At 68.5% G+C, this 25,865-nt stretch carries 24 protein-coding genes; 16 read left to right on the plus strand and 8 right to left on the minus strand.

Annotated features, from left to right (window positions below; translation table 11 throughout):
- The first annotated feature begins 6 nt into the window (after window positions 1-6).
- The 10 genes from FIU66_RS12850 to urtE all read left to right on the plus strand — a co-directional run bounded on the left by FIU66_RS12850 (window position 7) and on the right by urtE (window position 9,864).
- Window positions 7-312 carry an urease subunit beta gene (locus FIU66_RS12850; protein ID WP_167623515.1) on the plus strand — a complete coding sequence of 102 codons (306 nt, stop codon included), beginning with the start codon at window positions 7-9 and terminating at the stop codon, window positions 310-312.
- Complete coding sequence (gene ureC / locus FIU66_RS12855) at window positions 309-1,994, plus strand: urease subunit alpha (protein ID WP_167623132.1); 1,686 nt, start codon at window positions 309-311, stop codon at window positions 1,992-1,994. The genes FIU66_RS12850 and ureC overlap by 4 nt, the downstream gene beginning before the upstream one ends.
- 8 nt (window positions 1,995-2,002) lie before the next feature.
- Window positions 2,003-2,488 carry an urease accessory protein UreE gene (locus FIU66_RS12860; protein WP_167623133.1) on the plus strand — a complete coding sequence of 162 codons (486 nt, stop codon included), beginning with the start codon at window positions 2,003-2,005 and terminating at the stop codon, window positions 2,486-2,488.
- Complete coding sequence (locus tag FIU66_RS12865; RefSeq protein WP_370528960.1) at window positions 2,457-3,113, plus strand: urease accessory protein UreF; 657 nt, start codon at window positions 2,457-2,459, stop codon at window positions 3,111-3,113. Before FIU66_RS12860 ends, FIU66_RS12865 begins: the two co-directional genes overlap by 32 nt.
- Window positions 3,110-3,745 (plus strand): urease accessory protein UreG, encoded by a 636-nt coding sequence (gene ureG / locus FIU66_RS12870; protein WP_167623135.1) that lies wholly within the window; start codon window positions 3,110-3,112, stop codon window positions 3,743-3,745. Before FIU66_RS12865 ends, ureG begins: the two co-directional genes overlap by 4 nt.
- A gap of 185 nt (window positions 3,746-3,930) precedes the next feature.
- Window positions 3,931-5,217 (plus strand): urea ABC transporter substrate-binding protein, encoded by a 1,287-nt coding sequence (urtA, locus tag FIU66_RS12875; RefSeq protein ID WP_370528919.1) that lies wholly within the window; start codon window positions 3,931-3,933, stop codon window positions 5,215-5,217.
- Between the two features lie 51 nt (window positions 5,218-5,268).
- Window positions 5,269-7,179 carry an urea ABC transporter permease subunit UrtB gene (gene urtB / locus FIU66_RS12880; RefSeq protein ID WP_167623517.1) on the plus strand — a complete coding sequence of 637 codons (1,911 nt, stop codon included), beginning with the start codon at window positions 5,269-5,271 and terminating at the stop codon, window positions 7,177-7,179.
- Between the two features lie 4 nt (window positions 7,180-7,183).
- Window positions 7,184-8,416 (plus strand): urea ABC transporter permease subunit UrtC, encoded by a 1,233-nt coding sequence (gene urtC, locus FIU66_RS12885; RefSeq protein ID WP_167623136.1) that lies wholly within the window; start codon window positions 7,184-7,186, stop codon window positions 8,414-8,416.
- Complete coding sequence (gene urtD, locus FIU66_RS12890; RefSeq protein WP_167623137.1) at window positions 8,413-9,153, plus strand: urea ABC transporter ATP-binding protein UrtD; 741 nt, start codon at window positions 8,413-8,415, stop codon at window positions 9,151-9,153. Before urtC ends, urtD begins: the two co-directional genes overlap by 4 nt.
- 3 nt (window positions 9,154-9,156) lie before the next feature.
- Window positions 9,157-9,864 (plus strand): urea ABC transporter ATP-binding subunit UrtE, encoded by a 708-nt coding sequence (gene urtE / locus FIU66_RS12895; RefSeq protein ID WP_167623138.1) that lies wholly within the window; start codon window positions 9,157-9,159, stop codon window positions 9,862-9,864.
- On the opposite strand, the gene FIU66_RS12900 is transcribed toward urtE, so the two are convergent.
- The 4 genes from FIU66_RS12900 to FIU66_RS12915 are packed head-to-tail and all read right to left on the minus strand — an operon-like array spanning window position 9,865 to window position 13,739.
- The gene (locus FIU66_RS12900; protein WP_167623139.1) at window positions 9,865-11,217 is read right to left on the minus strand and encodes a PepSY domain-containing protein; all 1,353 of its coding nucleotides are present in this window, start codon (window positions 11,215-11,217) and stop codon (window positions 9,865-9,867) included.
- A 55-nt stretch (window positions 11,218-11,272) separates the two neighbouring features.
- Window positions 11,273-11,647: a hypothetical protein gene (locus tag FIU66_RS12905; RefSeq protein WP_167623140.1), complete on the minus strand. Its 375-nt coding sequence runs from the start codon at window positions 11,645-11,647 to the stop codon at window positions 11,273-11,275.
- A 56-nt stretch (window positions 11,648-11,703) separates the two neighbouring features.
- Entirely contained in the window at window positions 11,704-12,153 is a 450-nt protein-coding gene (locus tag FIU66_RS12910; RefSeq protein ID WP_167623141.1) for a DNA polymerase III subunit chi, read from the minus strand.
- Window positions 12,154-12,158: 5 nt separating this feature from the next.
- Entirely contained in the window at window positions 12,159-13,739 is a 1,581-nt protein-coding gene (locus FIU66_RS12915; protein ID WP_167623142.1) for a leucyl aminopeptidase, read from the minus strand.
- A gap of 121 nt (window positions 13,740-13,860) precedes the next feature.
- Here FIU66_RS12915 and lptF point away from each other — a divergent pair, with 121 nt between their 5' ends.
- From lptF to rsmA, 6 genes are all read left to right on the plus strand, one after another.
- Window positions 13,861-14,991 (plus strand): LPS export ABC transporter permease LptF, encoded by a 1,131-nt coding sequence (gene lptF, locus FIU66_RS12920; RefSeq protein ID WP_167623143.1) that lies wholly within the window; start codon window positions 13,861-13,863, stop codon window positions 14,989-14,991.
- A complete protein-coding gene (gene lptG / locus FIU66_RS12925; RefSeq protein WP_167623144.1) occupies window positions 14,988-16,097 on the plus strand; it encodes an LPS export ABC transporter permease LptG in 1,110 nt (369 codons plus the stop codon). Before lptF ends, lptG begins: the two co-directional genes overlap by 4 nt.
- Window positions 16,094-18,460: an LPS-assembly protein LptD gene (locus FIU66_RS12930; RefSeq protein WP_167623145.1), complete on the plus strand. Its 2,367-nt coding sequence runs from the start codon at window positions 16,094-16,096 to the stop codon at window positions 18,458-18,460. The genes lptG and FIU66_RS12930 overlap by 4 nt, the downstream gene beginning before the upstream one ends.
- A gap of 61 nt (window positions 18,461-18,521) precedes the next feature.
- Entirely contained in the window at window positions 18,522-19,787 is a 1,266-nt protein-coding gene (locus tag FIU66_RS12935; RefSeq protein ID WP_167623146.1) for a peptidylprolyl isomerase, read from the plus strand.
- Window positions 19,784-20,767, plus strand: coding sequence for a 4-hydroxythreonine-4-phosphate dehydrogenase PdxA (gene pdxA / locus FIU66_RS12940; protein ID WP_167623147.1), 984 nt, complete (start codon window positions 19,784-19,786; stop codon window positions 20,765-20,767). Before FIU66_RS12935 ends, pdxA begins: the two co-directional genes overlap by 4 nt.
- 64 nt (window positions 20,768-20,831) lie before the next feature.
- Entirely contained in the window at window positions 20,832-21,686 is an 855-nt protein-coding gene (gene rsmA / locus FIU66_RS12945; protein WP_167623148.1) for a 16S rRNA (adenine(1518)-N(6)/adenine(1519)-N(6))-dimethyltransferase RsmA, read from the plus strand.
- Between the two features lie 36 nt (window positions 21,687-21,722).
- Here the strand turns inward: rsmA and FIU66_RS12950 are convergent, their stop codons facing one another.
- The 4 genes from FIU66_RS12950 to speB form a co-directional block, all read right to left on the minus strand.
- Entirely contained in the window at window positions 21,723-22,583 is an 861-nt protein-coding gene (locus tag FIU66_RS12950) for a DUF4167 domain-containing protein (protein WP_167623149.1), read from the minus strand.
- Window positions 22,584-22,843: 260 nt separating this feature from the next.
- Window positions 22,844-23,668 carry a peptide chain release factor N(5)-glutamine methyltransferase gene (prmC, locus tag FIU66_RS12955; protein ID WP_167623150.1) on the minus strand — a complete coding sequence of 275 codons (825 nt, stop codon included), beginning with the start codon at window positions 23,666-23,668 and terminating at the stop codon, window positions 22,844-22,846.
- Complete coding sequence (gene prfA / locus FIU66_RS12960; RefSeq protein ID WP_167623151.1) at window positions 23,665-24,717, minus strand: peptide chain release factor 1; 1,053 nt, start codon at window positions 24,715-24,717, stop codon at window positions 23,665-23,667. The genes prmC and prfA overlap by 4 nt, the downstream gene beginning before the upstream one ends.
- A gap of 105 nt (window positions 24,718-24,822) precedes the next feature.
- On the minus strand, window positions 24,823-25,782 hold the full coding sequence (speB, locus tag FIU66_RS12965) for an agmatinase (RefSeq protein WP_167623518.1): 960 nt from the start codon (window positions 25,780-25,782) through the stop codon (window positions 24,823-24,825).
- Window positions 25,783-25,865: the final 83 nt, after the last annotated feature.

A 25,865-nucleotide genomic window follows, 5' to 3' on the forward strand; every position in this document is an offset into this window, starting at 1 on the left:
CGCAGGATTGTTCCGGGAGAAATCCTGCCCGCACCCGGCGAGATCGTCCTGAACCAGGGGCGCGATCAGGTCACCGTCATGGTCGCCAATACCGGCGACCGCCCGATCCAGGTCGGCAGCCATTACCATTTCGCCGAAACCAACCCCGCCCTGCGCTTCGACCGCGCCGCCGCGCGCGGGATGCGCCTGTCGATCCCCGCTGGCACCGCCGTCCGGTTCGAACCCGGCCAGTCGCGCGAGGTGCGCCTGATCCCCTTCGCGGGCGAACGCATCGTGCAGGGTTTCCGCAAAGACGTCATGGGGCCGCTATGACCCGCCTGTCCCGCGCCGATTACGCGGCGCTTTACGGCCCCACCACCGGCGACCGTATCCGCCTGGCCGATACCGAGTTGCTGATCGAGGTCGAGCGCGACCTGACCATCCCCGGAGAGGAGGTCAAGTTCGGCGGCGGCAAGGTCGTCCGCGACGGCATGGGCCAGTCCCAGGTCACGCGCGAAGGCGGCGCGATGGACACGGTCATCACCGGCGTCGTGGTCTTCGACCATGGGGGCATCACCAAGGCCGATGTGGGCCTGCGCGACGGCCGCATCGCGGGCATCGGCAAGGCGGGCAATCCCGACACCCAGCCCGGCGTGACGCTGGTCATCGGGCCGGGCACGGAAATCATCGCGGGCGAGGGGCGCATCCTGACGCCCGGCGGCTTCGACTGCCACATCCACTACATCTGCCCGCAGCAGGTGGACCATGCGCTGCATTCCGGCGTCACGACGCTGCTGGGCGGCGGCACCGGGCCCGCGCATGGCACGCTTGCCACAACCTGCACCCCCGGCCCCTGGCACATCGCCCGGATGATGGAGGCCTGCGCCGACCTGCCGGTCAACATCGGCATCGCCGGCAAGGGCAACGCCAGCGTCCCCGCGCCCTTGGAGGAACAGATCCGCGCCGGCGCCTGCGCGCTGAAGCTGCACGAGGACTGGGGCACCACCCCCGCCGCCATCGACAACTGCCTGACGGTGGCGGATGCCATGGACGTTCAGGTGATGATCCACACCGACACGCTGAACGAATCCGGTTTCGTCGAGGATACGATGGCCGCCATCGCCGGCCGCACCATCCACGCCTATCACACCGAGGGCGCGGGCGGCGGCCACGCCCCCGACATCATCCGCATGGTCGGCATGGGCAATGTCCTGCCCTCGTCCACCAACCCGACGCGGCCCTATACCGCCAACACGGTCGAGGAACATCTCGACATGCTGATGGTCTGCCACCACCTCGACCGCCGCGTGCCCGAGGACGTGGCCTTCGCCGAATCCCGCATCCGGCGCGAAACCATCGCGGCCGAGGACATCCTGCACGACCTGGGCGCGTTCAGCGTCATCTCGTCCGACAGCCAGGCCATGGGCCGGATCGGCGAAGTCATCATCCGCACCTGGCAGACCGCCGACAAGATGCGCCGCCAGCGGGGCCGGTTGCCAGAGGAGACGGGCCAGAACGACAACCTGCGCGCCCGCCGCTATATCGCCAAATACACGATCAACCCGGCCATCGCGCATGGCGTTTCCGCCCATATCGGCAGCATCACGCCGGGCAAGCGGGCCGACCTGGTGCTGTGGTCGCCCGCCTTCTTCGGCGTGAAGCCGGAAATGGTTCTGGTCGGCGGGCAGATCAGCGTGGCGCAGATGGGCGATCCGAACGGCTCGATCCCCGTGCAGCCGATCTTCAGCCGCCCGATGTGGGGGCATACGGGCCGGGCGTCCGCGCTGTTCGTGTCGAAGGCGGGCCTGGAAAGCGGCGCGGGGGACAACTTGCACAAGACCCTGATCGCGGTGGAAAACACCCGAGGCATCGGCAAGGCCGACATGGTCCTGAACGCCGCCATGCCCGCCATCGAGGTGGACCCGGAAACCTATGAAGTCCGCGCCGACGGGCAGTTGCTGACCTGCGAACCGGCTACGGAATTGCCCATGGCCCAACGCTATTTCCTGTTCTGAGGGACCTCATGATCACCGCCACCCGCATCATCCGCAACGCCCCCGCCCCCTTTGACGGCGAAATCGCGCTGGACTACGAAGGCCGCCTTCTGCGACGCAAGAAGCTGGCCAGCGGCACGGGCGACTTCCTGGTCGACCTGCCCGAGGTGACGAGCGTCGAGGACGGCGATGCCTTCGAACTGTCGGACGGCCGCCGCATCGTGATGCGCGCCAGGCCCGAACCGGTGCTGGTCATCCGCGGCCACCTGGCGCGCCTTGCCTGGCATATCGGCAACCGCCACACCCCCTGCCGGATCGAGGCCGACCGCCTGATCATCCGCCAGGATCATGTCCTGGAAGCCATGCTGCGCCAGCTTGGGGCAGAGATCCAGCACGCGGACCTGCCTTTCCGTCCGGAAGGCGGCGCCTATGGACATGGCCGGACCTTCGGCCATGACCACGGATCTTCGCACCATCACGCGCATGACCACAGCCACGCCCATCACCACGCCTGAGGCCGCGCGCCTGCATCTGGCCCAGGTCCTGTCGCCCGCCTTTCCGGTGGGCGGCTTCGCCTGGTCGCAGGGATTGGAATGGGCGATGGACGGCGGTGTCGTCACCCGCGCCACCTTGCCGCAATGGCTGGCCGACTGGCTGGACCATGGGGCGGGCTGGACCGATGCGGTGCTGGTCGCGCTGTCGCTGCGCGCCACGGATCACGCGGCCCTGGACGATCTGGCCCGCGCCGCCTGCCTTTCCTCGCAGCGCCTGGCCGAGACGGTCGAACAGGGCACCGCCTTCGCCGCCAACATAGCCGCGCTGACAGGCCAGCAGCAGCCCGCCGCCGCCCTGGCGGTGGGGTTTGGCCGCGCTTGCGCCGCCATGCCGCTGCCGCACCCGGAGATCATCGCGGCCTTCCTGCAGGCCCAGGCTGCTGCCTTGATCAGCGCCGCCGTCCGCTTCATGCCGCTGGGCCCCCTCGAAGGCCAGAAGATGCTGGCGGCGCTTCAGCCCGCGATCCTTGCCGCCGCCGCGCGTGCCGCCACGGCGACCGAGGACGACCTTGCCTCTGCAAGCTGGGGCGCCGACATCGCCGCCATGCGCCACGAAACCATGCCCGTCAGGATATTCAGATCATGAGCAACACCGGCCCCCGCCATGGACCCTTGCGCGTCGGCATCGGCGGCCCCGTCGGCGCCGGCAAGACCACGCTGACCGAGCAACTGGCCCGCGCGCTTGCGCCGCGCCTGTCGATGGCGGTTGTCACCAACGACATCTATACCCGCGAGGACGCCGAGGCCCTGATGCGCGCCCAGGTCCTGCCCGCCGAACGCATCCGGGGCGTGGAAACCGGCGGCTGCCCCCATACCGCGATCCGCGAGGATGCCAGCATCAACCTGGCCGCCATCGCGGACCTGAACGCGGCCTTTCCGGACCTGGATCTGGTGCTGATCGAATCGGGCGGCGACAATCTGGCCGCGACCTTCTCGCCGGAACTGGCGGATCTGACCATCTATGTCATCGATACGGCGGCAGGCCAGGACATCCCTCGCAAGCGCGGGCCGGGCCTGGCGCGGTCCGACCTGCTGGTGGTGAACAAGACCGACCTTGCGCCCCATGTCGGGGTCGACGCCGGACTGCTTGAATCCGATGCGCGGAATGCGCGCGGTGCCCGCCCGGTGGTCATGGCGCAACTGCGCCACGGCCGGGGCGTGGACCAGATCGTCGATTTCCTGATCGACCAGGGCGGATTGCAGCCTCGCGCAGCCTGAGCCTGCCTGCGGCGCGAGCAACCGCCTGCGCGGCTGCCCGTTGTTCGCCCAGTTGCCGCATCGCCGGCCCGAAACCTGCCCAAAGCCTGTTCAGCCCCCGCAAATCCCGGCTTGCTGCACCTGCGAAGGCCACTGTGCTTTCACGGAAAACAACAGGGACATGGGCCGAACGGCTGGGGAAGGTGATGATGAGTAAACTGTCCGCGATGCTGACGCTGACCACCGCCATGGTGCTGGCGACGGGGGCGATGGCGCAGGAAGGCGAACCGATCAAGATCGGCGTGCTGCATTCGCTGTCGGGCACCATGGCGATTTCGGAAACGACGCTGAAGGACACCGTCCTGATGATGGTGGAACAGCAGAACGCCAAGGGCGGCCTTCTGGGCCGCCCGCTGGAAGCCGTGGTCGTGGATCCGGCATCCGACTGGCCGCTGTTCGCCGAAAAGGCGCGCGAGCTGCTGACCGTCAGCGAGGTGGACGCGATCTTCGGCTGCTGGACCAGCGTGTCGCGCAAGTCGGTCCTGCCGGTGATCGAGGAACTGAACGGCCTGCTGTTCTATCCCGTCCAGTACGAAGGCGAGGAATCCTCGAAGAACGTGATCTATACCGGCGCCGCGCCGAACCAGCAGGCGATCCCGGCGGTGGATTACATGGCCGAGGAACTGGGCGTCGAGAAATGGGCGCTGCTTGGCACGGATTACGTTTATCCGCGCACCACGAACAACATCCTGGACGCCTATCTCAAGGGCAAGGGCGTGGCGGAAGGCGACATCTTCGTCAACTACACCCCCTTCGGCCATTCGGACTGGTCCAAGATCGTGGCGGATGTCGTGGCGCTTGGCGCGGACGGCAAGAAGGTCGGCGTGGTTTCCACCATCAACGGCGACGCCAATGTGGGCTTCTACAAGGAACTGGCGGCGGCGGGCGTGTCGGCCGACGACATCCCGGTCATGGCCTTCTCGGTCGGCGAGGAGGAGCTTGCAGGACTTGATACGACCAACCTGGTCGGTCACCTCGCCGCCTGGAACTATTTCCAGACCGCCGAATCCGACGCCAACACCGCCTTCATCGAGGAATGGAAGGCCTTCATCGGCGACGACGACCGCGTGACCAACGACCCGATGGAAGCCACGGTGATCGGCTTCAACGCCTGGGTCGCCGCCGTCGAAAAGGCCGGCACCACCGATGTCGATCCGGTGCTGGATGCCATCGTCGGCGTCGAGGTTCCGAACCTGACCGGCGGCACTGCCACGGTCCTTCCGAACCACCACCTGACCAAGCCGGTCCTGATCGGAGAGATCCGCGAGGACGGCCAGTTCGACATCGTCAGCCAGACCGAACCCGTGCCGGGCGATGCCTGGACCGACTTCCTGCCCGAATCCGCCAAGCTGGAAGCCGACTGGCCGGGCAAGGACTGCGGCATGTTCAACACCGAGACGAACACCTGCGTGCAGGTCCAGTCGAACTATTGACCCTTGCGGGGGCGGCGCTGCCGCCCCCCTCGCTCAAGGAACGCGCCCATGATCCGCCCCCTGATCGTTCTTGCCCTGGCGCTGCTGCTGGCGCTGCCCGCCGCCGCGAACCCCGCGCTTGAGGCGGTCATTGCCGGCAACCTCGACCAGATCGAGAAACCGTCGCGCCGCACGGTCGAGCCGCTGGTGGCGCAGATCGCCGCCACCGGACCCGAGGGGCTGGCCCTGCTGTCCGCCTGGGCCGACCGTTCGCTGGGGGTGACGGATGACGGGCGGCTGCTGATCGTGGACGGCGACGCCGCCACCGATGCCGTGACCGGCCAGCCCGTTCCCGGCGCCGATCCAAAGATGCTGCGCCCCAATTCCGGCGTGCGCGGCGTCATCGAATCCGCCCTTGTCGCAGGCGAGATTTCTAGCCCCGATCCGGCCCGCCGCGCCGCCGCCCTAGCCAGCATTGCCCGAGACGGCACTGCCGAACACCTTGCGGCCCTGCGCGCCGCCCCGGCCGAGGCCGATCCTGCCCTGGCCGCGCAGCGGGACCGGGTGACGGCCCTTCTCGCGATCCGCTTCGATCCCGACCCCGCCGCCCGCGTCGCGGCGATCGAGGCGATGTCTGGCGATGTCGGCCTGGACTTCCGGGCCGCGCTGAACCCGCTGCTGGCGACGACCCGCGTCGCCGCCCCCGCCGAGCCGGAGGCCAACATCGTCCGCGCATTATCGGTGGGCGAGGCCGACTTCCCGAGAGAGGCCGCCATCGCCCTGCTGACCAGCCAGGGCGTCCTACAACCCCGCCTGACCCCCGCCGATCAGCGCAACGCGCTTGCCGCCAACATCGTGGACGGCCGCGTGGGCGGCATCCCTGTAGCCGACCTCTCGGATCCCGCCGCCCGCGACCGCGCCTACGAGGCGCTCGAGGCCGCAGGCGCCGTTGCCCCCGCCGCGACCGAGGCCGAGGTCGAGGCAGCCATTGACGCCCACCGTTTCTTCGAAATCTACGCTGAACCGAACAGCGACGTGACCGACGCCGCCCGCGCGGCGCAGACCGGCGCGCAGGTGCGTCTGGCGGCGATGACCGGGATCGACCTGGGGCTGGACGCGCTGTCCTTAGCCTCGATCTACTTCCTGGCGGCCATCGGGCTGGCGGTCACCTTCGGGGTGATGCGCGTCATCAACATGGCGCATGGCGAGTTCATCATGATGGGCGCCTATACGGGCTATGTCGTCCAGACCCTGGTCGCCAACCGCACCCTGTCCCTGGTTGTGGCCCTGCCGCTGGCCTTTGCCGTGACCTTCGGCGCAGGGGTGATCCTTTACCGGCTGGTGATCCGGCATCTGGCGAACCGTCCGCTGGAAACGCTGCTGGCGACCTTTGGCGTGTCCATCGCGCTTCAGCAGCTTGCCAAGAACATCTTCGGCACCCAGGCCCGCCCGCTGACCGCCCCCGCCTGGCTGGAAGGCGCCATCACGATCAACGACGTGATCTCGATCAGTTCGATCCGGGTGGCGATCTTCGTTCTGGCGCTGCTGTTCCTGGGCCTGTTCTTGTTCATCATGAAGCGCACCCGCCTGGGACTGGAGGTCCGCGCCGTGACCCAGAACCCCGGCATGGCGGCGTCCATGGGAATCAACCCCGACCGCATCGCCATGATGACCTTCGGCCTGGGGTCGGGCATCGCGGGCATCGCGGGCGTGGCCATCGGGCTGTTCGCGCAGGTCACGTCGGAACTGGGACAGCAATACATCGTACAAAGCTTCATGACGGTGGTCGTGGGCGGCGTGGGCAACATCTGGGGCACGCTGGCGGGCGCCGCGCTGATCGGCGGGCTGTCCAAGGTGATCGAGTTCATGAACCCCGCGAACACGCTTGCCGCGCAGACCTTCATGATCCTGTTCATCATCATCTTCATCCAGTTCAGGCCGCGCGGCATCATCCCGCAGCGCGGCCGCGCGGCGGAGGCGTGACCCCATGACCGAAAAGCTGACCCGGCAACCCTTCATCCTGCGCAATCCGTCCATCCTGGTCGTGCTGGCGGTTCTGGCGGTCTTTACCGTCGCCGTCACCCTGCTGAGCCAGGCCTATGGCAACGGCACCGTCCCGACCTCGACCGTGAAGGTTCTGGGCAAGACGCTGTGCCTGGCGCTTGCGGCGGTGGCGATGGACCTGGTCTGGGGATACCTGGGCATCCTGTCGCTGGGCCAGATGGCCTTCTTCGCGCTTGGCGGATACCTGATCGGGCAGTGGCTGATGTATGCCCGGACCGAAAGCATCGTCGCAGCTTCGCTGGCCGGAAACCCGATCCCGCCTACGCCTGCCGAATTGCAGGAAGGCGTCGCCAACCAGATCTTCGGCGTGGTGGGATCGTCCGACCTGCCGCTGGTCTGGGCTTTTGCACATTCGCTGCCGATCCAGCTTCTGCTGGTCGTCGCAGTGCCCGGCCTGCTGGCCCTGGTCTTCGGCTGGCTGGCCTTCCGCAGCCGCGTGAACGGGGTCTATCTGTCGATCCTGACCCAGGCGATGACGCTGGCCTTGGCCCTGTGGCTGTTCCAGAACGACAGCGGGTTCCGGGGCAACAACGGGCTGTCGGGATTGCAGAACATCCCCGGCCTGGACGCGGTCGATCAGGCCACCCTGTCGGTCTGGTTCCTTTGGGCCTCTGCCCTGGCCCTGGGCTTGGCTTACGTGCTGGCGGCCTGGCTGGTCAGCGGCAAGTTCGGCAGCGTGGTCCGGGCCATCCGCGACGACGAAACCCGCGTGCGGTTCCTCGGCTACCCGGTCGAGGGTTTCAAGCTGGTGGTCTTCACCCTTGCCGCGATGATCACGGCCGTGGCGGGCGCGCTGTATTATCCGCAGGCCGGGATCATCAACCCGGCGGAACTGATGCCCATCGCCTCCATCTACCTGGCCGTCTGGGTCGCCATCGGCGGGCGGGGCAGGCTTTACGGCGCGATCATCGGGGCGGCGTTGGTGTCGCTGTTGTCAAGCTGGTTCACCGGCGGGCGCGCACCCGCTATCCACCTGCCGGGCTATACCGTCAACTGGGTGGATTGGTGGCAGGTGGCGCTTGGCATCGGCTTCGTGCTGGTCACGCTGTTCGCGCCCAAGGGCATCGCAGGGATCGTGGACCACTTGGGGGGCATCCGCCCGCCGCGTCGCGCCACGGGCGAGGTTCCCCAACCGGCACAGGAGGCCAAGGCATGAGCGCGCTTCTGGAAGTGGACAGCATCTCGGTCAGCTTCGACGGGTTCCGGGCCATCAACAACCTGTCCTTCAACATCGGCGAGGCGGAGCTGCGCGCGGTGATCGGCCCCAACGGCGCCGGCAAGACCACCTTCATGGACATCGTGACCGGCAAGACCCGGCCCGACGCGGGCGACGTGAAATGGGGCACGCCGCCGAAATCGCTTCTGAAGATGAACGAGGCGCAGATCGCCCGCGCCGGCATCGGCCGCAAGTTCCAGCGGCCCACCGTGTTCGAGGACCAGACCGTGGCCGACAACCTGACCATGGCGCTTAAGGCCAATCGCAACCCCTTCGCGGTGCTTGGCTGGCGGCCGTCGGTGGACTCGGCGGGCAAGGTGGCCGAACTGGCCTCCGAAGTCGGATTGGCGGCCCAGATCACACGCAAGGCGGGCGAGTTGTCGCACGGCCAGAAGCAATGGCTGGAGATCGGGATGCTGCTGGCCCAGGAACCGCGCCTGCTGCTGGTCGACGAACCCGCCGCCGGCATGACCCTGGCCGAACGCGAGCAGACCACTGCGCTGCTGGTGCGTCTGGCGCAGACGCGGGCCGTGGTGGTCGTGGAACATGACATGGACTTCGTGCGCCGCCTGAACTGCAAGGTCACCGTGCTGCACCAGGGCTCCGTCCTGGCCGAGGGCTCGCTGGACCACGTGACCCGCAATCCCGACGTCATCGAAGTCTATCTGGGGCGATAGGACATGCTGGAAGCCACCAACCTGACCCTGCATTACGGCACCAGCCAAATCCTGCACGGGATCGACATCGCAGCGCGGCCCGGATCGGTCACCTGCGTGATGGGCAACAACGGCGTGGGCAAGACCTCGCTGATGAACCTGCTGGCCGGGCGGCATCCGCGGTCCGGCGGCGACATCGCCTTCGACGGCAAGCCCCTGGGCCGCATCACCGCCCAGCAAATGGCTCGCCTCGGCGTGGGCTATGTCCCGCAGGGCCGCGCGATCTTTCCCATGCTGACCGTGCGCGAGAACATGGAGACGGGCTTTGCCTGCCTGCCCCGCGCCGACCGCCGCATCCCGGACGAGATCTTCGACAGCTTCCCCGTCCTGGCCGAGATGGCGCACAGGCGCGGCGGCGACCTGTCCGGCGGCCAGCAGCAGCAGCTTGCCATCGCCCGCGCGCTGATCACCCGGCCGCGCGTCCTGCTGCTGGACGAGCCGACCGAGGGCATCCAGCCCAACATCATCGCACAGATCGGCCGCGTCATTGCCGCCTTGCGCGACCGAGGCGACATGGCAATCGTGCTGGTCGAACAGTTCTTCGACTTCGCCTGGGATCTGGGCGACGACTTCCTGGTGCTGGAACGGGGTCGCGCGGTGATGCAAGGCGCCAAGGCCAGCCTGCGGCGCACCGACCTGCACGCCCGGCTGGCCGGCCACGCGGCGGCGTGATCAGCCCGCTGCCCGCCCCTGCAGCAGATCACGTGCCACAAACAGCGCCAGGCTTACCCCCAGAACCGGCAGCGCCCAGCCGACGGCCACCGCCAGCACCGCCCACAGCACCCGCTGACCTGCAGACAGGCGCCGCCAGCTTTTCCACAGCGGCTCGTCCGCCACAGGACGGCGCGTCCACCACATGCGATAGCCGTAAACGATCATCACCATCAGCCCGATTGCCAGACCCGCCATCAGGATCTGGTTCGCCACGCCGAACAGCACGCCCATATGCGCGTCGATGCCCCAGCGGATCAGCTTGGGGATCAGGGTGAAGGTGGCGAAGTCGGCGCGGCTGGTGATCTGCAACGTGTCGGGATGGATTGCCACGGTATCCACCCGGGTGGGCCAGCGGCGGTCGTATTCGCGCACGACCCAGGCCTGATCGGGCCTGGGCAGGCGGATCTCGACCAGGGGGGAATCGATGCCCCCTGCCCGGGCCGCGGCGGCCACGGCGTCCAGCTGGTCCAGGCGATCCTCTCGCGCGGCGGGATCGTGGTGGTTCGCATGGTCGTCATGTCCCGCGTGATCGCCCGCAGATGCTGCGGGGCCATGAAGGGCCGCACTGGCCGAGGGCGTCACCCAGCCCAGTTCGCTGCGCAGCGCGTCGATCCGCGCGCCGGCCTGCTGCGACCAGGTCAGCCCGGTCACCGACACGAACAGCAGGACCGCCGACAAGATGACGCCGATGGTGGAATGCAGCCAGCGGCGGCGTTGCGGGGGCGGCATCTCCGCGATCTTGCGGCGGCGGCGCGGGCCCGTGGCCCAAAGCGCAAGACCGCCCAGAACCGCCACCCACAGCCAACTTGCGGCGAGTTCGCTGTAGTATCGGCCCACATTGCCCAGCAGCAGGTTCCGGTGCAGGTAATCCAGCCGGGTGCGGAACGGCAGGAGGCCGGTGGTGCCATAGGTGGTCAGGTCGCCCCGTACCGCCAGCGTGACGGGGTCGATGAACAGCGTCCGGTTTTCCGAATCGCCAACCGAGGGGTCGGAGAACATGATCCGCGTGGTCCTGCCCGGCCCGGTCGCCGGGCGGACGGCGGACACTGCCAGATCCGCCCCCAGGGCATCGCGCGCGGCTTGTGCCTGATCAGCCAGGCTGCGGGGCGTTCCGGTGCTGTCGGTGAACAGCGCGTCGCGGTAAAGCCAGGTCTCGATCTGCGGCGTCAGGACATAAAGCAGCCCGGTCAGGGCCGCGACGAAGATGAAGGGGCCAACGAACAGCCCGATGTGGAAATGCATCCGCAGCAGAAAGGGACGCAGCGCGGCGCGGGCGCCGTCGGCCCGCGGGGTTTCGGTCAGATGTGTCATGGATGAACCTGATGTGGACAAGACGATGCCACCCGTCGACGGGCGGCGGCTTTGTTCAGGTCAGCGCCGGAGGTCCGCGCTTGGGGATGGCGGGATCACGGGCGCGCCCCTCGGCCCGGCGGATCTGGGGCAGGACGATGCGGGCCATGATTTGCTGGTCGGCATCCGTCAAGGAAGCCGTCACCTCGTGCAGCCCGGTCGGTGCCGTCAGGTTGCACAGCGGGCAATGCCCGTCGCCATGGTCACCATGGCCCGCACCGTGATCCTCGCACAGGATGTCTTCCAGGCCGACGCCGGCCATCACCCAGGCCTGAAGCCGCAGGTCCATCTCGGTCGGGACGGGGCGTGCCGTCATGCCTGTGGCCATGGCAAGCGCCAGCAAGGCCAGAAAGGCCAGGCCGAGGATCCGGGGTGAACGCTTGCGCCGCATGACCGGGCGATGCCAGATCCCGCGCCCGCCGCGCAAGGGTCAAGTTGCCGCAAGCCTTATCGCTTGCGTTCCCAGCGGCCGGATTCCTCGGACCAATATTCGGCCTCGACCCCGGCGCCGGTCAGGCTGCGCCACTGGTCGCGGGCGCGCGCCGTGGCCGCCGCGTCGCCTCCGTCGAAGATGATGCAGGTGCGGGTCAGGGCCTGGCATTCGGCGGGCGCGACCTCGGACCCGTCAAGCGCCATCAGGCAGGCGGGGCCGTTCGCGGCCGCCTGCCCCGCCACCGTCAGCAGGACAGGCTGGCGCGCGTCATGTGGCCCGCCCGCCAGCCCGTGCGGCAGGAAACCGTCGCCCTGCCACAGGTGCAGATCCAGCCGCTCCATCCGGGCGGGATCGGTGCCGCGCAGTTCCACCTGCCAGCCCGCCGCCAGGGACTTGCCGATCAGCACCGGCAACAGGCTTTCGGCGGGCGAGCGGGTCAGGTGATAGAACAGCGCGTTGCCCATCGGGCCTACTTCGCCTCGTAGGTGTCGCGGATCAGGCGGTCCAGCGTCATGACCCCCCAGCCCGTCGCGCCCTTCGGGGCAAGGTCCGTCGCCCCCGGCGGCAGGGCCACGCCCGCGATGTCGATATGCGCCCAGGGCGTGCCCTTGCGGATGAAGCGCTGCAGGAACTGCGCTGCGGTGATCGATCCCGCCGCGCGGCCGCCCGTGTTCTTCATGTCCGCCAGGCGCGACTTGATGAGGTTGTCATAGGGCTGGCCCAGGGGCAGGCGCCACGCGCCCTCTCCCTCGGCCCGCGCGGCGGCCAGGATGTTGTCGGCAAGCGCGTCGTCGTTCGAAAAGACGCCCGCATTGTCATGCCCAAGCGCGATGATGACGGCGCCGGTCAGCGTCGCGAGGTCGATCACGGCGGACGGGTCGAAGCGGGTCTGCGCGTACCACATGACATCGGCCAGGACCAGGCGCCCTTCGGCGTCGGTATTGATGACCTCGATCGTGTCGCCCTTCATCGACCGCACGATGTCGCCGGGACGCTGGGCCTTGCCGTCGGGCATGTTTTCCACAAGGCCCACCAGCCCCACGACATTCGCCTTGGCCCGGCGCAGGGCCAGGGTGCGCATCACGCCCGCGACGACGCCAGCGCCGCCCATGTCCATCGTCATCTCCTCCATGCCCGCCGCGGGCTTGATCGAGATGCCGCCGGTGTCGAAGACCACGCCCTTGCCGACCAGGGCCAGGGGCGCCTGGTCCCCGCCGCCGTTCCAGTGCATCACCACGACCTTGGACGGGCTTTCCGACCCCTGCCCCACGCCCAGCAGCGCGCGCATGCCCAGTTCGGCAAGCTGGTCTTCCTCCAGCACCTCGACGGTCAGGCCGATCTCCTCCATCGCCTTCAGGCGGTCTGCGAAATTGCTGGTGGTCAGGACATTGGCCGGTTCGTTGACCAGATCACGGGTGAAGAAGACGCCCTCGGCCACGGCGGCGGCGGCCTGCGCGGTCTTGGCCAGGACCTCGGGATTGTCCGCCATGAAGGTCACGCGCGCCTTTTCGCTGACCGGCGCGTCGGGGGATTCGGGCGCGCTGTCGGCCTGGGCATCGGCCAGCACGGCGTTTTCAGGTTCATGCGTAACGCTTTGCGGGGTCGGGTCGGCGCCTGCCTCTCCGTCGCCCTCGACCGGCTTGGTCTGGTAGACCGAGAAGTCATAGCCGCGCAGCGCGATGCCAAGCGCGATCTCGTTGGCGAGCGGATGCCCGCCCGCCAGGACCAGCGTATGTGTCTTGCCAAGCTTTGCACCGATGGCCGCGCCTGCCTTGCGGGCCTGGGCCACGCTGGCATCATCAGGCAGCGCCACCAGGGTCAGCGCTTCGGCCTCCATGCCCGCGGGGAAGGCCAGTTCCAGGGCGGCGCCGGGCTTCAGCCCCTTGCCGGCCTTCGATTCCATCGCGCGACGCACGGCCTGTTGCGCGGGATCGGGCAGGCCGGACGGCAGGTCGGCCCCCGGTGTCACGATCATCGCCACCCGCCCCTCGTGGCTGGCCAGCCGGCCGGTGGCGATTTCGGTGAAAGTGATCTCGACAGGCTGGGTCATCGCGCGCTCCTCATCTTTCGCGGAGGGCAGCCTAGACCCGCCGCGCACCCTTTTCCAGAGCCGCCCTTGCCGCTAAGCAAGACGTGACCGAAGCCGCCCGCCCAAGGACATCCCCCGCCCCATGCCCCGGATCGACCGATACATCCTTGGCCAGATGCTGACCCTGTTCGGGTTCTTCGCACTGGTGCTGGTGTCGGTCTACTGGATCAACCGCGCCGTCAGCCTGTTCGACGACCTTCTGAGCGACGGGCAGACGGCCCTGGTAGTGCTGGAATTCACCGCGCTGACCCTGCCCCTGGTGATCTCGGTCGTGCTGCCTGTCGCGGCCTTCGCGGCCACGGCCTATGGCACGAACCGCATGGCCGGCGAATCCGAGCTGGTGGCGATGCAGGCGGCGGGCCTGTCGCCCTGGCGGCTGGCGCGGCCGGTCTTGGTCTTCGGGGTCTTCGTGGGGCTGATGGTCGCCGTGCTGGTCCATGGGCTAGTGCCCCTGGCACGCGCGCGCCTTGCCGACCGCCAGGCGGAACTGGCCCAGGACGTGACCGAGCAGTTCCTGCGCCCCGGCAGCTTCCAGTATCCCGCCGACGGGATCACCCTGTTCATCCGCGACATCGCCACCGACGGCCGCCTGCTGGATCTGTTCATCGAAGATGCGCGCGACCCCGCCAACCAGACCATCTACACCTCCGAGGAGGCGCTTGTGATCCGCGCAGAAAACGGCCCGGTGCTGATCCTGCTGCGCGGCATGTCGCAGAACCTGCGGCAGAACGGCGACCGACAGGCCCTTGCCGTCACGCGCTTCCAGGAATTCAGCTATGACATCGGGGCCATGCTGACGGGCGGGGGGCGAAGGGGGCGCGACCTGCGCGATTACGGCACGCTGCGGCTGCTGGACCCGGACGCGGACTTGCTGTCCGCGACCGGCGCCACCGCCCCCGACGCCCGGCGCGAGGCGCATGAGCGCATTGCCCAGCCGCTCTTGTCCCCGGTTGCGGCGATGATCGGCTTTGCGACGCTGCTGATCGGCGGCTATTCGCGCTTCGGCGTCTGGCGCCAGGTCTTCTGGGCGATCCTGGGACTGCTTGTCGTGCAGTTCCTGTCCAATGCCGCCGCCAACCAGGCCGGGCGCGACCCGTCGCTCTGGCCGCTCGTTTACCTGCCCGCGCTGATCGGCGCGATGCTGTGCTGCGGGCTTTTGTGGTGGGCGGGCAAGCCGCGGCGGTTGAAGCACCGAACGGGGGCTGCGGCATGATCCTGGCCAGCTATGTCGCACGGCGCTTTCTGCGGTCCTTCCTGACGGTGGCAGGGGTGTTCCTGCTGATCCTGCTGCTGATCGACATGATCGAGATGATCCGCCGCTTTTCCGACGACAATATCGGCCTGGCGGGTGCCCTGGGGCTGGCGGCGCTGAACATCGCTTCCAGCTTTTATTCGATCCTTCCGCTTCTCACCGTGCTGGCCGGGATCGCGCTGTTCCTGAACCTGGCCCGCACGTCCGAAATGGTTGCGATCCGTGCATCCGGCCGGTCTGCCCTGAAGGTCGTGACCGCCCCTGCCGTGACCGCCGCTCTGGCCGGCGGCCTGAGCGTCGCGCTGCTGAACCCCTTGGTGGCCGTGACAGGCGCGCGCTTTGACGAGGCGGTCGCCCGGATCGAAAGCGACAGCCGCCAGACAGTTTCGGTGGGCGACAGTGCGGTCTGGCTGCGCCAGGCCGTCATCGAGGGGTCCGAGGAATCGGGCCAGATCGTCATCCGCGCCCGCCGCGCCAGCCCCGACGCCACCACGCTTTACGACGCGACCTTCATGGTCTTCGACGCTGCCCGCGGCCCCGTCCGCCGGATCGAGGCGCGCGAGGCCCGGCTGCTGCCCGGCAAATGGGAACTGCGCGACCTGCGCGACTATCCCCTGACCGAGCTCAATCCCCAGGCTGCCGCAATCTCGGCCCCGCAGATGGAACTGGCCTCGGACCTGACCGCGCAGCGCATCCGCGAAGGCTTCGGCCGCCCCGAGGCGGTGCCGGTCTGGCAACTTCCCGGCTTCATCGCGGGGCTGGAACGCGCGGGCTTCTCGGCCGCGCGCCACAAGGTCTGGCTGCAGATGGAACTGGCCCGGCCCTTCCTGATGGGGGCGATGGTGCTGGTCGCCGCGGCCTTCACCATGCAGCATGTCCGCGGCCGCAGTACCGGAACCGCGGTGCTGCTGGCCTTCGGCGCGGGGATCGGGCTGTTCTTTCTGCGCAATCTCGCGCAGGTTCTGGGCGACAACGGCCAGGTGCCGCCGCTTCTGGCCGGATGGACGCCCCCCCTGGTCGGCGGGCTTCTGGCCATGGCGCTGATCCTTGCGCGGGAGGACGGATGACACGGCGCGTGCTGAAAGCCTGTAGACTGGGACTGGGATTGGCCATTCTGCCCGGCCTGGCCCTTGCGCAGACCATGCTGCCGCAGGATCCGGGCCTGGGCGCGGGCGGCATGGGCGGAACCAGCCCCTTGTGGAGCGACGAGGCAGCCCTTGCCCCCACCGCCACTCCGCTGGGCAATGAGGTCCTGGGCGACCGGACGCCCGGCGCCGCTGCCTTGAAGGCGGTGGATCCCGATGCCGACGTGACCCTGCCCGGCCGCGATCCCGGCGGGACACAGGACGATGCGGCGACGGTGCTGGCCGACAGCATGGTCCTGCAGGGCGACCGCACGCTGATCGCGGCGGGCGGCGTGGTGGTCTGGTACCAGGGCGCCCGGCTGGTCGCGTCGCGCATCGTCGTCGACGGCGCCTCGGGCAACCTGACGATCGAGGGGCCGATCCACCTGTCCCGCCCCGGCGCCGCCAATCCCGAGGAGGAGGCCGTGTTGGTGGCCGATTCGGGCCAGCTTGACCGCGAATTGCAGGACGGCATCATCCGCGGTGCACGGCTGGTCTTGGCCCGCGAATTGCAGCTTGCCGCGACCAAACTGACGCGGACCGGCAACGGCCGGATGACGAACCTGCGCAACGTGGTCGCGTCCTCCTGCCAGATTTGCGCCAGCGACCCCACGCCCCTTTGGGAAATCCGCGCCCGCGCCATCACCCATGACGCCGAAACCCGGCTGATCACCTTTGACCACCCGCAGTTCCGCGCCCTGGGCATCCCGCTGGCCGCAGCACCATTCGCCCTGACAGCGCCCGATCCCACTGTGGAACGGCGCACCGGCTTTCTGCGGCCCGAGTTCCGGACCACCTCGGGCCTAGGATTCGGGGTGAAGCTGCCGTATTTCGTGACGCTGGGCGATCATGCCGACGTGACGGTGACGCCCTATGTTTCGGCCAGCCGGACGCGGACGCTGGAACTGCGCTATCGGCAGGCCTGGTCAAACGCCGTGACGGAATGGAACGGCGCCATCACCCGCGACGACATCCGCCCCGGCGAGACGCGGGGCTATGTCTTCGGCAATGCCCTTGTGGACCTGCCTCGCGGCTATCGGCTGGGCGTGCAGCTTCAGGCGGCTTCCGACCGGGGCTATCTGCTGGACTACGACATCACCGAGGCCGACCGGCTGTGGAGCGGCTTCACGCTTGAACGCATCACACGCGACAAGCTGTTCTTCGGGCGGGTCGGCAACTATCACTCGCTGCGCGACGACGAGGACAACAGCACCTCTCCCGCGCAGGTGGCCGACGTGATCTGGCAGCGGCGCTTCACCCCCGATTACATCGGCGGGCAGGGGCTTCTGGAATGGTCGATCCATGCCCATCGCCGTCCGTCCGACCAGGACGAACTGGGCCGCGACATGGCCCGCGCCTCGGTTGGCCTCAACTGGCGGCGCAGCGAGATCCTGCCGGGCGGCGTGGTGGGCGCGGCCCTTGCCGGGATCGACGCCGACATCTATCGCATCGCGCAGGACAGCCGCTTCGACGACGTGGTGACGCGCGCGGACCCGATGGTTGGTGTCGAGCTGCGCTGGCCGCTGATCGGCGGCAAGGGCGGCGTGACCCACCTGGTCGAGCCCGTGGCCCACATCCTTTATTCCCCTGCGGGCGACGACGACGATATCCCGAACGAGGACAGCCGCCTGATCGAGTTCGACGAAGGCAACCTGTTCTCGGAAAGCCGTTTTCCCGGTTGGGACGCCCGCGAAGGTGGCCTGCGCGCCAATCTGGGGGTGACCTGGACCAGGCTGGACCCGACCGGCTGGTCGCTGGCCCTGACCGGTGGCCGCGTGCTGAGGGCCGATCCGGAACGCGCCTTCCCCGATGGCTCGTCCTTGTCGGGAACAAGTTCCGATTGGCTGGTGGCGGCGCAATACGACAGCGGCAACGGGCTTGCCATCGCCAACCGGGCGCTGTTCGACGACGGCTTCGACATCTCGCGCAACGAGTTGCGGTTGGGCTGGCTGCGCAATGACCTGCAACTCTCGGCGGGGCATTTGTGGCTGGACGGCGACGTGGCCGAAACCGAGCGTGCCGATATCAGCGAACTGGTCGCCAATGTCGGCTGGCAGATCCGCGAGGGCTGGTGGGGCACGGCTGAAACCCGCTATGACTTCAACGCCGACCAGGCGCAGCGCGCGTCCCTGGACCTGACCTATCGCAACGAATGCCTGACGGTGGACATGGGCGTGTCGCGGCGCTTTACCAGTTCGGACAGCGTGCGGCCGGAAACCAGCATCGGGCTGTCGGTCCGGCTGGGCGGCTTCGGCGCCTCGGAAGACTTGCCGGGCACGGTGGCGCGCCGGTCCTGCATGCGCTAATCTTCGCCAGCACATGATACGCCAACAAAAGACACGCCATAAAAGACACGGGGGCCAGCAGATGCGGCAATTCCTTTCACGCCTTGCCTTGGCAGCGGCCCTGGCTGCGGCGCCCGCGCCGATCCTGGCGCAGAACCTGTTCGAGCCGGTGATCTATATCAACAACGCCGCCATCACCCGCTACGAGGTCGACCAACGCCAGCGGTTCATGCAGATCCTGGGCGCCCCCGGCACAACGGCCGAGGAGGCCCAGCAGGCGCTGATCGACGACCGCCTTCGCAACCATGCCGCCCGCCAGCTTGGCATCGTGCCGACCGAGGAAGGGCTTCAGAACGGGCTTGAGGAATTTGCCAGCCGTGCCGGTCTGTCGGCGGCGGAGTTCACCGCAGCCCTGGAAAATGCGGGAGTCGAGCCGCAGGCCTATCGCGATTTCGTCAGCGCGGGCCTTGTCTGGCGCTCGGTCATCCGCGAACGCGTGGTGCCCCGGATCAAGGTGTCCGACGCCGAGGTCGACCAGGAACTGCGCCGCGTGGTCGAAACCCCTATCCTGTCGCGGGTGCTGATCTCGGAACTGATCATCCCCGCCCCTCCGGGCCAGGAACAGCAGGCCCTGAACCTGGCACGACAGATCGCAGGCGCGGGCCTGTCCTCCGACGAATTCGAGGCTGCGGCCCGTCAATACTCTGCCGCCGATTCGGCGCAGGCCGGCGGACGGCTGGCCTGGGTGAACATCGACAACCTGCCGCCAAGCCTTCGCCCGGTCATCACCGCCCTGCAACCCGGCCAGACGACCCAGCCCCTGACAGTCGAGGGCGCGGTGGTCTTGTTCCACCTGCGCGACAGCCAGGGAATGCTGCGCCCCGGCGCCACGGAACAGGTGGTCGACTTTGCGACCCTGCGGCTGCCGACGGCCGCGGATGCCGCGACCCTAGGGGCCAGGACGCGCAGCTGCGACGACCTTTACGTCCAGGCAGGCGCCCAGGCGGGCCAGGTGCAGCGCCAGACCCTGCCGCAGGGGGCGATCCCGACCCTGGTCGCGCAACGCCTTGCGACGCTGGACGCAGACGAGACAGGCGTGGTCGATTACGGCAATGCGGCCGATCTGGTGATGCTCTGCTCGCGCCAGCCTGCCCTGGTCGCGCAGATGGAAAACGACGTGGCCACCACTGCCCTGCCCGATGACGGGGTCGAGGATGCGGTGCCTAGCGGCGATGCCCTGCCCACGCGCGACGCCGTCCGCGACCAGATCTTCAACCGCAAGGCCAATGCCGCCGCCGATGCCTATCTGGCCGAGCTGCGCGCCGAAGCCCTGATCCGCCGCCCGTGAGCCCAGGCCGCATCATCCTGACCTGCGGCGAACCCGCAGGCATCGGTCCCGAACTTGCGCCGCTGGCCCTGGCCTCGGGCGTCGACTTCGCCTGGATGGGCGACCCGCGCCATCTGCCGGCCGGCACCGCCTTCACCGAAATTGCTGCGCCGGGCGATCCGGTGCCGCCGGGCAGGCTTCCGGTCCTGAGCCATGACTTCGCAGCAGCCGCGGTGCCCGGCCAGCCCGACCCTGCGAATGCGGCAAGCGTGATCGCCGTGATTGCCCGGGCCGCCGACCTGGTCATGCGGGACGAGGCCGCGGCCATCTGCACCCTTCCCATCAGCAAGCAAGCGCTGAAGGAAGGCGCTGGCTTCGCCTTTCCCGGCCATACAGAATATCTGGCCCATCTGGCGGCCGCCCGCCTGGGACAGGACGTGCCGGTCGCGATGATGCTGGCCTCGACCACGGTGACGCCGCCGTGCCGGGTGGTGCCCGCGACCATCCACATCCCGCTGCAGGACGTCCCCGCCGCTCTGACGGGCGATCTGCTGGAACAGGCGATCCGCATGACCCATGCGGCGCTGATCCGCGACTTCGGCATCAGGGCGCCGCGCCTGGCCGTGGCGGGCCTCAACCCCCACGCAGGCGAAGGCGGCACGATCGGCAGGCAGGAAGCCAGCTGGATGATCCCCCTGCTTGACCGACTGCGGGCCGAGGGGCTTGATCTGGCCGGCCCCCTGCCCGCCGACACGATGTTCCATGCCCCGGCCCGCGCTCGGTATGACGCCGCCGTCTGCGCCTATCACGACCAGGCGCTGATCCCGATCAAGACGCTGGACTTCGCGGGGGGCGTGAACGTGACGCTGGGCCTGCCCTTTATCCGCACCTCGCCGGACCACGGCACGGCCTTCGACATCGCGGGCAAGGGCATTGCGGACGCCGCCTCGACCATCGCTGCCCTGCGCATGGCCCGCGACATGGCGGCGGCGCGGGCGTGATGCCTCTTCTTCACACAGATGTCCCACGGGGGTCCGGGGGTGTGAAACCCCCGGCTTTTCCACGATGACTGCCATCGACAACCTGCCGCCCCTGCGCGAGGTGATCGCCCGCCACGACCTGCGCGCGAAAAAGCAACTGGGCCAGAACTTCCTTTTGGACCTGAACCTGACGGCCAAGATCGCGCGCCAGGCGGGCGACATGACGCAATGCGACGTGCTGGAAATCGGCCCCGGCCCCGGCGGCCTGACGCGTGGCCTTCTGGCCGAAGGCGCGCGCCACGTCCTTGCCATCGAAAAGGACGCGCGCGCCCTGCCAGCCCTGCAGGAAATCGCCGACCGATATCCCGGCCGCCTGACCGTGATCCATGGCGACGCGCTGCAGGTCGATCCGCTGGCGCACCTGACCCCGCCGATCCGCATCGCTGCAAACCTGCCCTACAATGTCGGAACGGAATTGCTGATCCGCTGGCTGACCCCGCCCGACTGGCCGCCCTTCTGGCAGTCGCTGACGCTGATGTTCCAGAAGGAAGTGGCCGAGCGGATCGTCGCCACCCCCGGCAGCAAGGCTTATGGCCGCCTTGCCCTGCTGGCCCAATGGCGGGCCGATGCGCGGATCGTGATGATGCTTCCGCCCGAGGCTTTCGTGCCCGCCCCCAAGGTCCATTCGGCAGTGGTCCACCTGACCGCCCTGCCCCAGCCGCGCTATCCGGCGGATCCGGCGGTCCTGTCGCAGGTGACGGCGGCGGCCTTCAACCAGCGGCGCAAGATGCTGCGCGCGTCCCTGCGCGGCCTGCATCCGCAGATCGAATCGCTGCTGCAGGATGCCGGAATCCCCCCCACCGCACGGGCCGAGGAGATCGACCTTGAACGGTTCTGCGCCCTTGCGCGGGCCTTGCAGGCCGCCCGCCAAGGCGCATGAAGAAAGGGCCGCTGGCTGATCGCCGCGGCCCTTTTCTTATTCCTCGCTCGCCTGGGGCTTGTTCTCGCCCCCATCCTCGGCCGGCTTGCGGCGGGCCCGGGGGCGGGGCGCCGCGGGCTTGTCGCCACGGGGGGCGCGGGGCGCGCGGGCGCGGGCGGGCCTTGCGGCCGCCTCGGGCGTCTCGACCAGGCCTGCACCCTCATCGTCCGAGGTGGTCACAGGATCGGGCAAGCCCTTGGCATCGGGGTCCATGACAGGATCGGGCTGCGACGGTTCCTGCGGCGCAGGAACGGGCCGGGCAGCAGGGGCTTCCGGCTGGAACTCGGGCTGTTCCTCGACCAGCGGCTCGAGGCGCGGCTGTTCGCGATGGCCTTGATCGCGGTTGCCGCCCTGGTCGCGGGACACGTGGTCGCGCTGCTGGCCCTGATGGCCATTGTCGCGTCCGATATTGTCGCGGCCACCATTGTCGCGGCCGCCATGCTCGCGCCGGGCTTGGTCGCGGCCGTTGCCATGATCGCGTCCGCCGTCGTCGCGACTGCCCTGCTCGCGCCCGCCTTGGTCGCGGTGCTGCTGGCCGCCATTGCCGTTCGGCTGGGCCTCGCGCCCATCGTCGTCTTGGCGGGGCTGGTGAAATTGCTGGCGTTCAGCCATTTCCTTTTGCGCCTCGCCCAGCATCCGCGTGTAATGCTCGGCATGTTGCAGGAAGGATTGCTCGGCCACCCGGTCGCCCGACAGCTGCGCGTCACGCGCCAGCGTCAGGTATTTCTCGATGATCTGCTGGGGCGTGCCGCGCACCTTGCCTTCGGGGCCAGAGCTGTCGAAGACGCGGTTGACGACATTGCCCAGCGAACGCTGGCGGTTCGACTTGTTGCGCGAACGGGATTTCGATGATCTCATCAGTTTGTCTGTCGTGATTCCAGTAAATCCGGGATCCAGTGATCTGGACGGCATCGCGGGCGGCACGGGCATCGCAGATGAATGACTTTGCCGTTCAACCCGGCCTTCGCCCGAACGAACGCGGCAGGCGTCCATAAGGGAATCGGCTTTTTCAGGCTGACCCGTGCGGTGGCATCGCTGCCCCCTGCACAAGGGCGACTAACCATGCCCGGCGCAGGGTGACAAGCGAAAACTTGCATTTCGGCGGCGTTTCCCGGGTTTCACGCCCCGAAACAGGCCAGAACGACACGATCGCGACCATCCAGATCGCGGATCACCTGCGTCCTTGCCCCTGCTTGCGCAAACAAGGCCGCCACGGCCCCGGCCTGTGTCGGCCCGATCTCGACCAGGACATGACCCCCCGGCGACAGATGGCCCGCCGCCCCCGCCGCGATGGCGCGATAGGCCGTCAGCCCGTCGGCCCCGTCGGTCAGGGCGCCATGCGGCTCCCACGCGCGGACATCGGGCGCAAGGGATGCCATCTCGTCCAGGGCGATATAGGGCGGGTTCGAGACGATCAGGTCAAAGCGGCCCGTTATCCCGTCAAACCAGTCGGCCTGCGCAAAGCCTGCCGTCACGCCGATGATCTGGGCATTGCGTCGCGCCACGTCAAGGGCGGCAGCCGAGATGTCGGTCCCCAGCCCGCTTGTTCCCGGCCGCGCCGCCAGAAGCGACAACAGAATGGCCCCTGTCCCCGTCCCCAGGTCCAGGACGCTGGTCCACGGAAGATCAAGGGCGGCCTGCACCAGCACCTCGGTTTCCGGGCGCGGGTCCAGCGTGTCGGGGGTGACGGCAAAGCGATGGGCATAGAAATCACGGAACCCCACGATCTGCGCGACGGGCTGGCGGGCGGCGCGGGCGGCAATCCCGCTGTGCAGCCTGACCGCTTCGTCGGCCGTCAGGTCACGGTCGTCAAGGATGCGCAGCCGGGCGGGCTCGGTTTCCAGCACGGCCGCAAGGATGCGGTCGGCATCGCGGCCCGCCCCCTCGATCCCGGCCGCAGCCAACCGGCGGGCAGCATCAGCGCGGGCCTCGGAAAGCCTCATCCCTCGGCGGCCAGGCGGGCGGCCTGGTCATGCGCGGTCAGCGCGTCGATGATCTCGGTCAGATCGCCCGCCATGATCCGGTCGAGGGCGTAAAGCGTCAGGTTGATGCGATGGTCCGTCATCCGCCCCTGCGGGAAGTTGTAGGTGCGGATCCGTTCGCTGCGGTCGCCCGAGCCGACCTGGGACTTGCGATCCGCCGCTCGTTCCGCATCGGCGCGCGAGCGCTCCATGTCGTAAAGCCGCGCGCGCAGCACGGCCATGGCATTGGCCCGGTTCTGGTGCTGGGATTTCTCGCTGCTGGTGACGACGATGCCGGTGGGAAGATGGGTGATCCGCACCGCCGAATCGGTGGTGTTCACATGCTGTCCGCCCGCCCCGCTGGCCCGCATGGTGTCGATGCGGATGTCGCCGGCGGGGATGTCGATATCGACCTCCTCGGCCTCGGGCAGGACCGCCACGGTGGCGGCACTGGTGTGGATGCGCCCGCCCGATTCGGTTTCAGGGACCCGCTGGACGCGGTGGACGCCGGATTCGTATTTCAGCCGGGCAAAGACCCCCTCGCCCTCGATCCTTGCCACGGCTTCCTTGACGCCGCCCAGTTCGGTTTCCGTCAGATCCAGCATCTGGAAGCTCCAGCCCTGCTGTTCGGCATGGCGGCGATACATGGACAGCAGATCGCCCGCGAACAACGCAGCCTCGTCGCCCCCGGTGCCGGGGCGGATCTCGATCATGGCAGGGCGGGCGTCCGCCGCGTCCTTGGGCAGCAGGGCGATGCGCAAGGCCTGCTCCAGTGCGGGCATTTCCTCGCGCAGCCGGGCCAGTTCATCTGCAGCCAGGTCGCGCATCTCGGGATCGGCCAGCATCGCCTCGGCATCGGCCAGGCCGGCGCGGGCATCGCGCCAGCGGGCGATCTGCTCGACCACGGGCTTCAACTCGGCATATTCGCGGCTGATCCGGGCGATCTGGTCGGGGGCCGCGCCGGCATTCAACTGCGCTTCGAGAAACTCGAACCGCTGGACGATCTGGGACAGGCGATCTTCGGGCAACATGGCGGGGGATTACCCGCGCCCGATCAGGCAAACAAGGACTTCTTCGTTGCCGAAATACCCTCGGGGGTCCGGGGGCAGACAGCCCCCGCTGCCGCGGGACCAAGGTCAGCGCCGGGTCCAGCCGTAAAGCGCGATCAGTTCCATCGCCACATGCGCCCCTGCGATCGCCGTGGCCCCGGTCGTGTCGTAAGGGGGAGAAACCTCGACCACGTCGCCGCCGATCAGGTCGATCCCCGCAAGCCCGCGCAGCAGCGCCGCCGCCTGCCAGCTTGCCAGCCCGCCCCAGACCGGTGTTCCGGTGCCGGGCGCGAAGGCGGGGTCCAGGGCATCGATGTCGAAGGTCACATAGACGGGACCGCCCCCCACCAGCGCGCGGATACGGTCCAGCGCGGTGTCCACCCCGTCGCGATGGACGGAAGGTGCGTCCAGGATGGTCACGCCCAGCGTATCGGGATTATCCGTGCGGATCCCCACGCTGACGCTGGCCTCAGGATTCACGACCCCTTCGCGGATCGCCTTGTAGAGGAACGTCCCGTGGTCGATCCGGTCGGGGTCGTCATCCGCCCAGGTATCGGAATGGGCATCGAACTGGATCAGCGCCACCGGACCGCGCCGGGCGGCCACAGCGCGCAGGATCGGCAGGGTGATCGAATGATCGCCCCCCAGCGTCACCGGCGCCGCGCCCGCGTCCAGGATCGCGCCGACATGCGCCTCGATCCGCGCGGGCACCTCTCGCGTGTTGGCGTAATCGAAGGCCATGTCGCCGTAATCCACCACCGTCAGCAGGGACAGCGGGTCATAGCCCCAGCCATAGGGCGCATCGAAGGCTTGCAGGGCGGACGCCTCGCGGATGGCGCGCGGGCCGAAGCGCGTGCCGGGGCGGTGCGTCACCGCCTGGTCGAAGGGGATGCCCGTCACCGCAACATCGACGCCCGCCAGATCCTTCGTATATCGTCGCCGCAGGAAGCTGGTGGCCCCGCCGAAGGCGCTCTCGAAGGACAGGCCGCGCGGATCTTCCCGGGTAAAGGCCTGATCGACCTGGTTCTTTGCATCCTCAAGCGCCATCCAAGCCATCCCGCCCTGCTGCCATGCGGCATCGTGGCGCAGCGCCGCGCGCATCGCAAGCGTCCCGGTTTGATCTGCATCAG

Source organism: Paracoccus sp. AK26, from assembly GCF_011801365.1.
GTDB classification, from domain to species: domain Bacteria; phylum Pseudomonadota; class Alphaproteobacteria; order Rhodobacterales; family Rhodobacteraceae; genus Paracoccus; species Paracoccus aerius.

Bases quoted from the DNA above. Each gene is read 5' to 3' on its own strand.
- prmC (WP_167623150.1), bottom strand. From the start codon at position 23,668: ATGAGGCTTTCCGAGGCCCGCGCTGATGCTGCCCGCCGGTTGGCTGCG.
- prfA (WP_167623151.1), bottom strand. From the start codon at position 24,717: ATGTTGCCCGAAGATCGCCTGTCCCAGATCGTCCAGCGGTTCGAGTTT.
- speB (WP_167623518.1), bottom strand. From the start codon at position 25,782: ATGGCGCTTGAGGATGCAAAGAACCAGGTCGATCAGGCCTTTACCCGG.
- FIU66_RS12900 (WP_167623139.1), bottom strand. From the start codon at position 11,217: ATGACACATCTGACCGAAACCCCGCGGGCCGACGGCGCCCGCGCCGCG.
- ureG (WP_167623135.1), top strand. From the start codon at position 3,110: ATGAGCAACACCGGCCCCCGCCATGGACCCTTGCGCGTCGGCATCGGC.
- urtA (WP_370528919.1), top strand. From the start codon at position 3,931: ATGATGAGTAAACTGTCCGCGATGCTGACGCTGACCACCGCCATGGTG.
- lptF (WP_167623143.1), top strand. From the start codon at position 13,861: ATGCCCCGGATCGACCGATACATCCTTGGCCAGATGCTGACCCTGTTC.
- FIU66_RS12905 (WP_167623140.1), bottom strand. From the start codon at position 11,647: ATGCGGCGCAAGCGTTCACCCCGGATCCTCGGCCTGGCCTTTCTGGCC.
- ureC (WP_167623132.1), top strand. From the start codon at position 309: ATGACCCGCCTGTCCCGCGCCGATTACGCGGCGCTTTACGGCCCCACC.
- lptG (WP_167623144.1), top strand. From the start codon at position 14,988: ATGATCCTGGCCAGCTATGTCGCACGGCGCTTTCTGCGGTCCTTCCTG.
- urtE (WP_167623138.1), top strand. From the start codon at position 9,157: ATGCTGGAAGCCACCAACCTGACCCTGCATTACGGCACCAGCCAAATC.
- FIU66_RS12910 (WP_167623141.1), bottom strand. From the start codon at position 12,153: ATGGGCAACGCGCTGTTCTATCACCTGACCCGCTCGCCCGCCGAAAGC.
- urtD (WP_167623137.1), top strand. From the start codon at position 8,413: ATGAGCGCGCTTCTGGAAGTGGACAGCATCTCGGTCAGCTTCGACGGG.
- FIU66_RS12915 (WP_167623142.1), bottom strand. From the start codon at position 13,739: ATGACCCAGCCTGTCGAGATCACTTTCACCGAAATCGCCACCGGCCGG.
- FIU66_RS12930 (WP_167623145.1), top strand. From the start codon at position 16,094: ATGACACGGCGCGTGCTGAAAGCCTGTAGACTGGGACTGGGATTGGCC.
- FIU66_RS12950 (WP_167623149.1), bottom strand. From the start codon at position 22,583: ATGAGATCATCGAAATCCCGTTCGCGCAACAAGTCGAACCGCCAGCGT.
- FIU66_RS12935 (WP_167623146.1), top strand. From the start codon at position 18,522: ATGCGGCAATTCCTTTCACGCCTTGCCTTGGCAGCGGCCCTGGCTGCG.
- rsmA (WP_167623148.1), top strand. From the start codon at position 20,832: ATGACTGCCATCGACAACCTGCCGCCCCTGCGCGAGGTGATCGCCCGC.
- FIU66_RS12865 (WP_370528960.1), top strand. From the start codon at position 2,457: ATGACCACAGCCACGCCCATCACCACGCCTGAGGCCGCGCGCCTGCAT.
- FIU66_RS12860 (WP_167623133.1), top strand. From the start codon at position 2,003: ATGATCACCGCCACCCGCATCATCCGCAACGCCCCCGCCCCCTTTGAC.
- urtC (WP_167623136.1), top strand. From the start codon at position 7,184: ATGACCGAAAAGCTGACCCGGCAACCCTTCATCCTGCGCAATCCGTCC.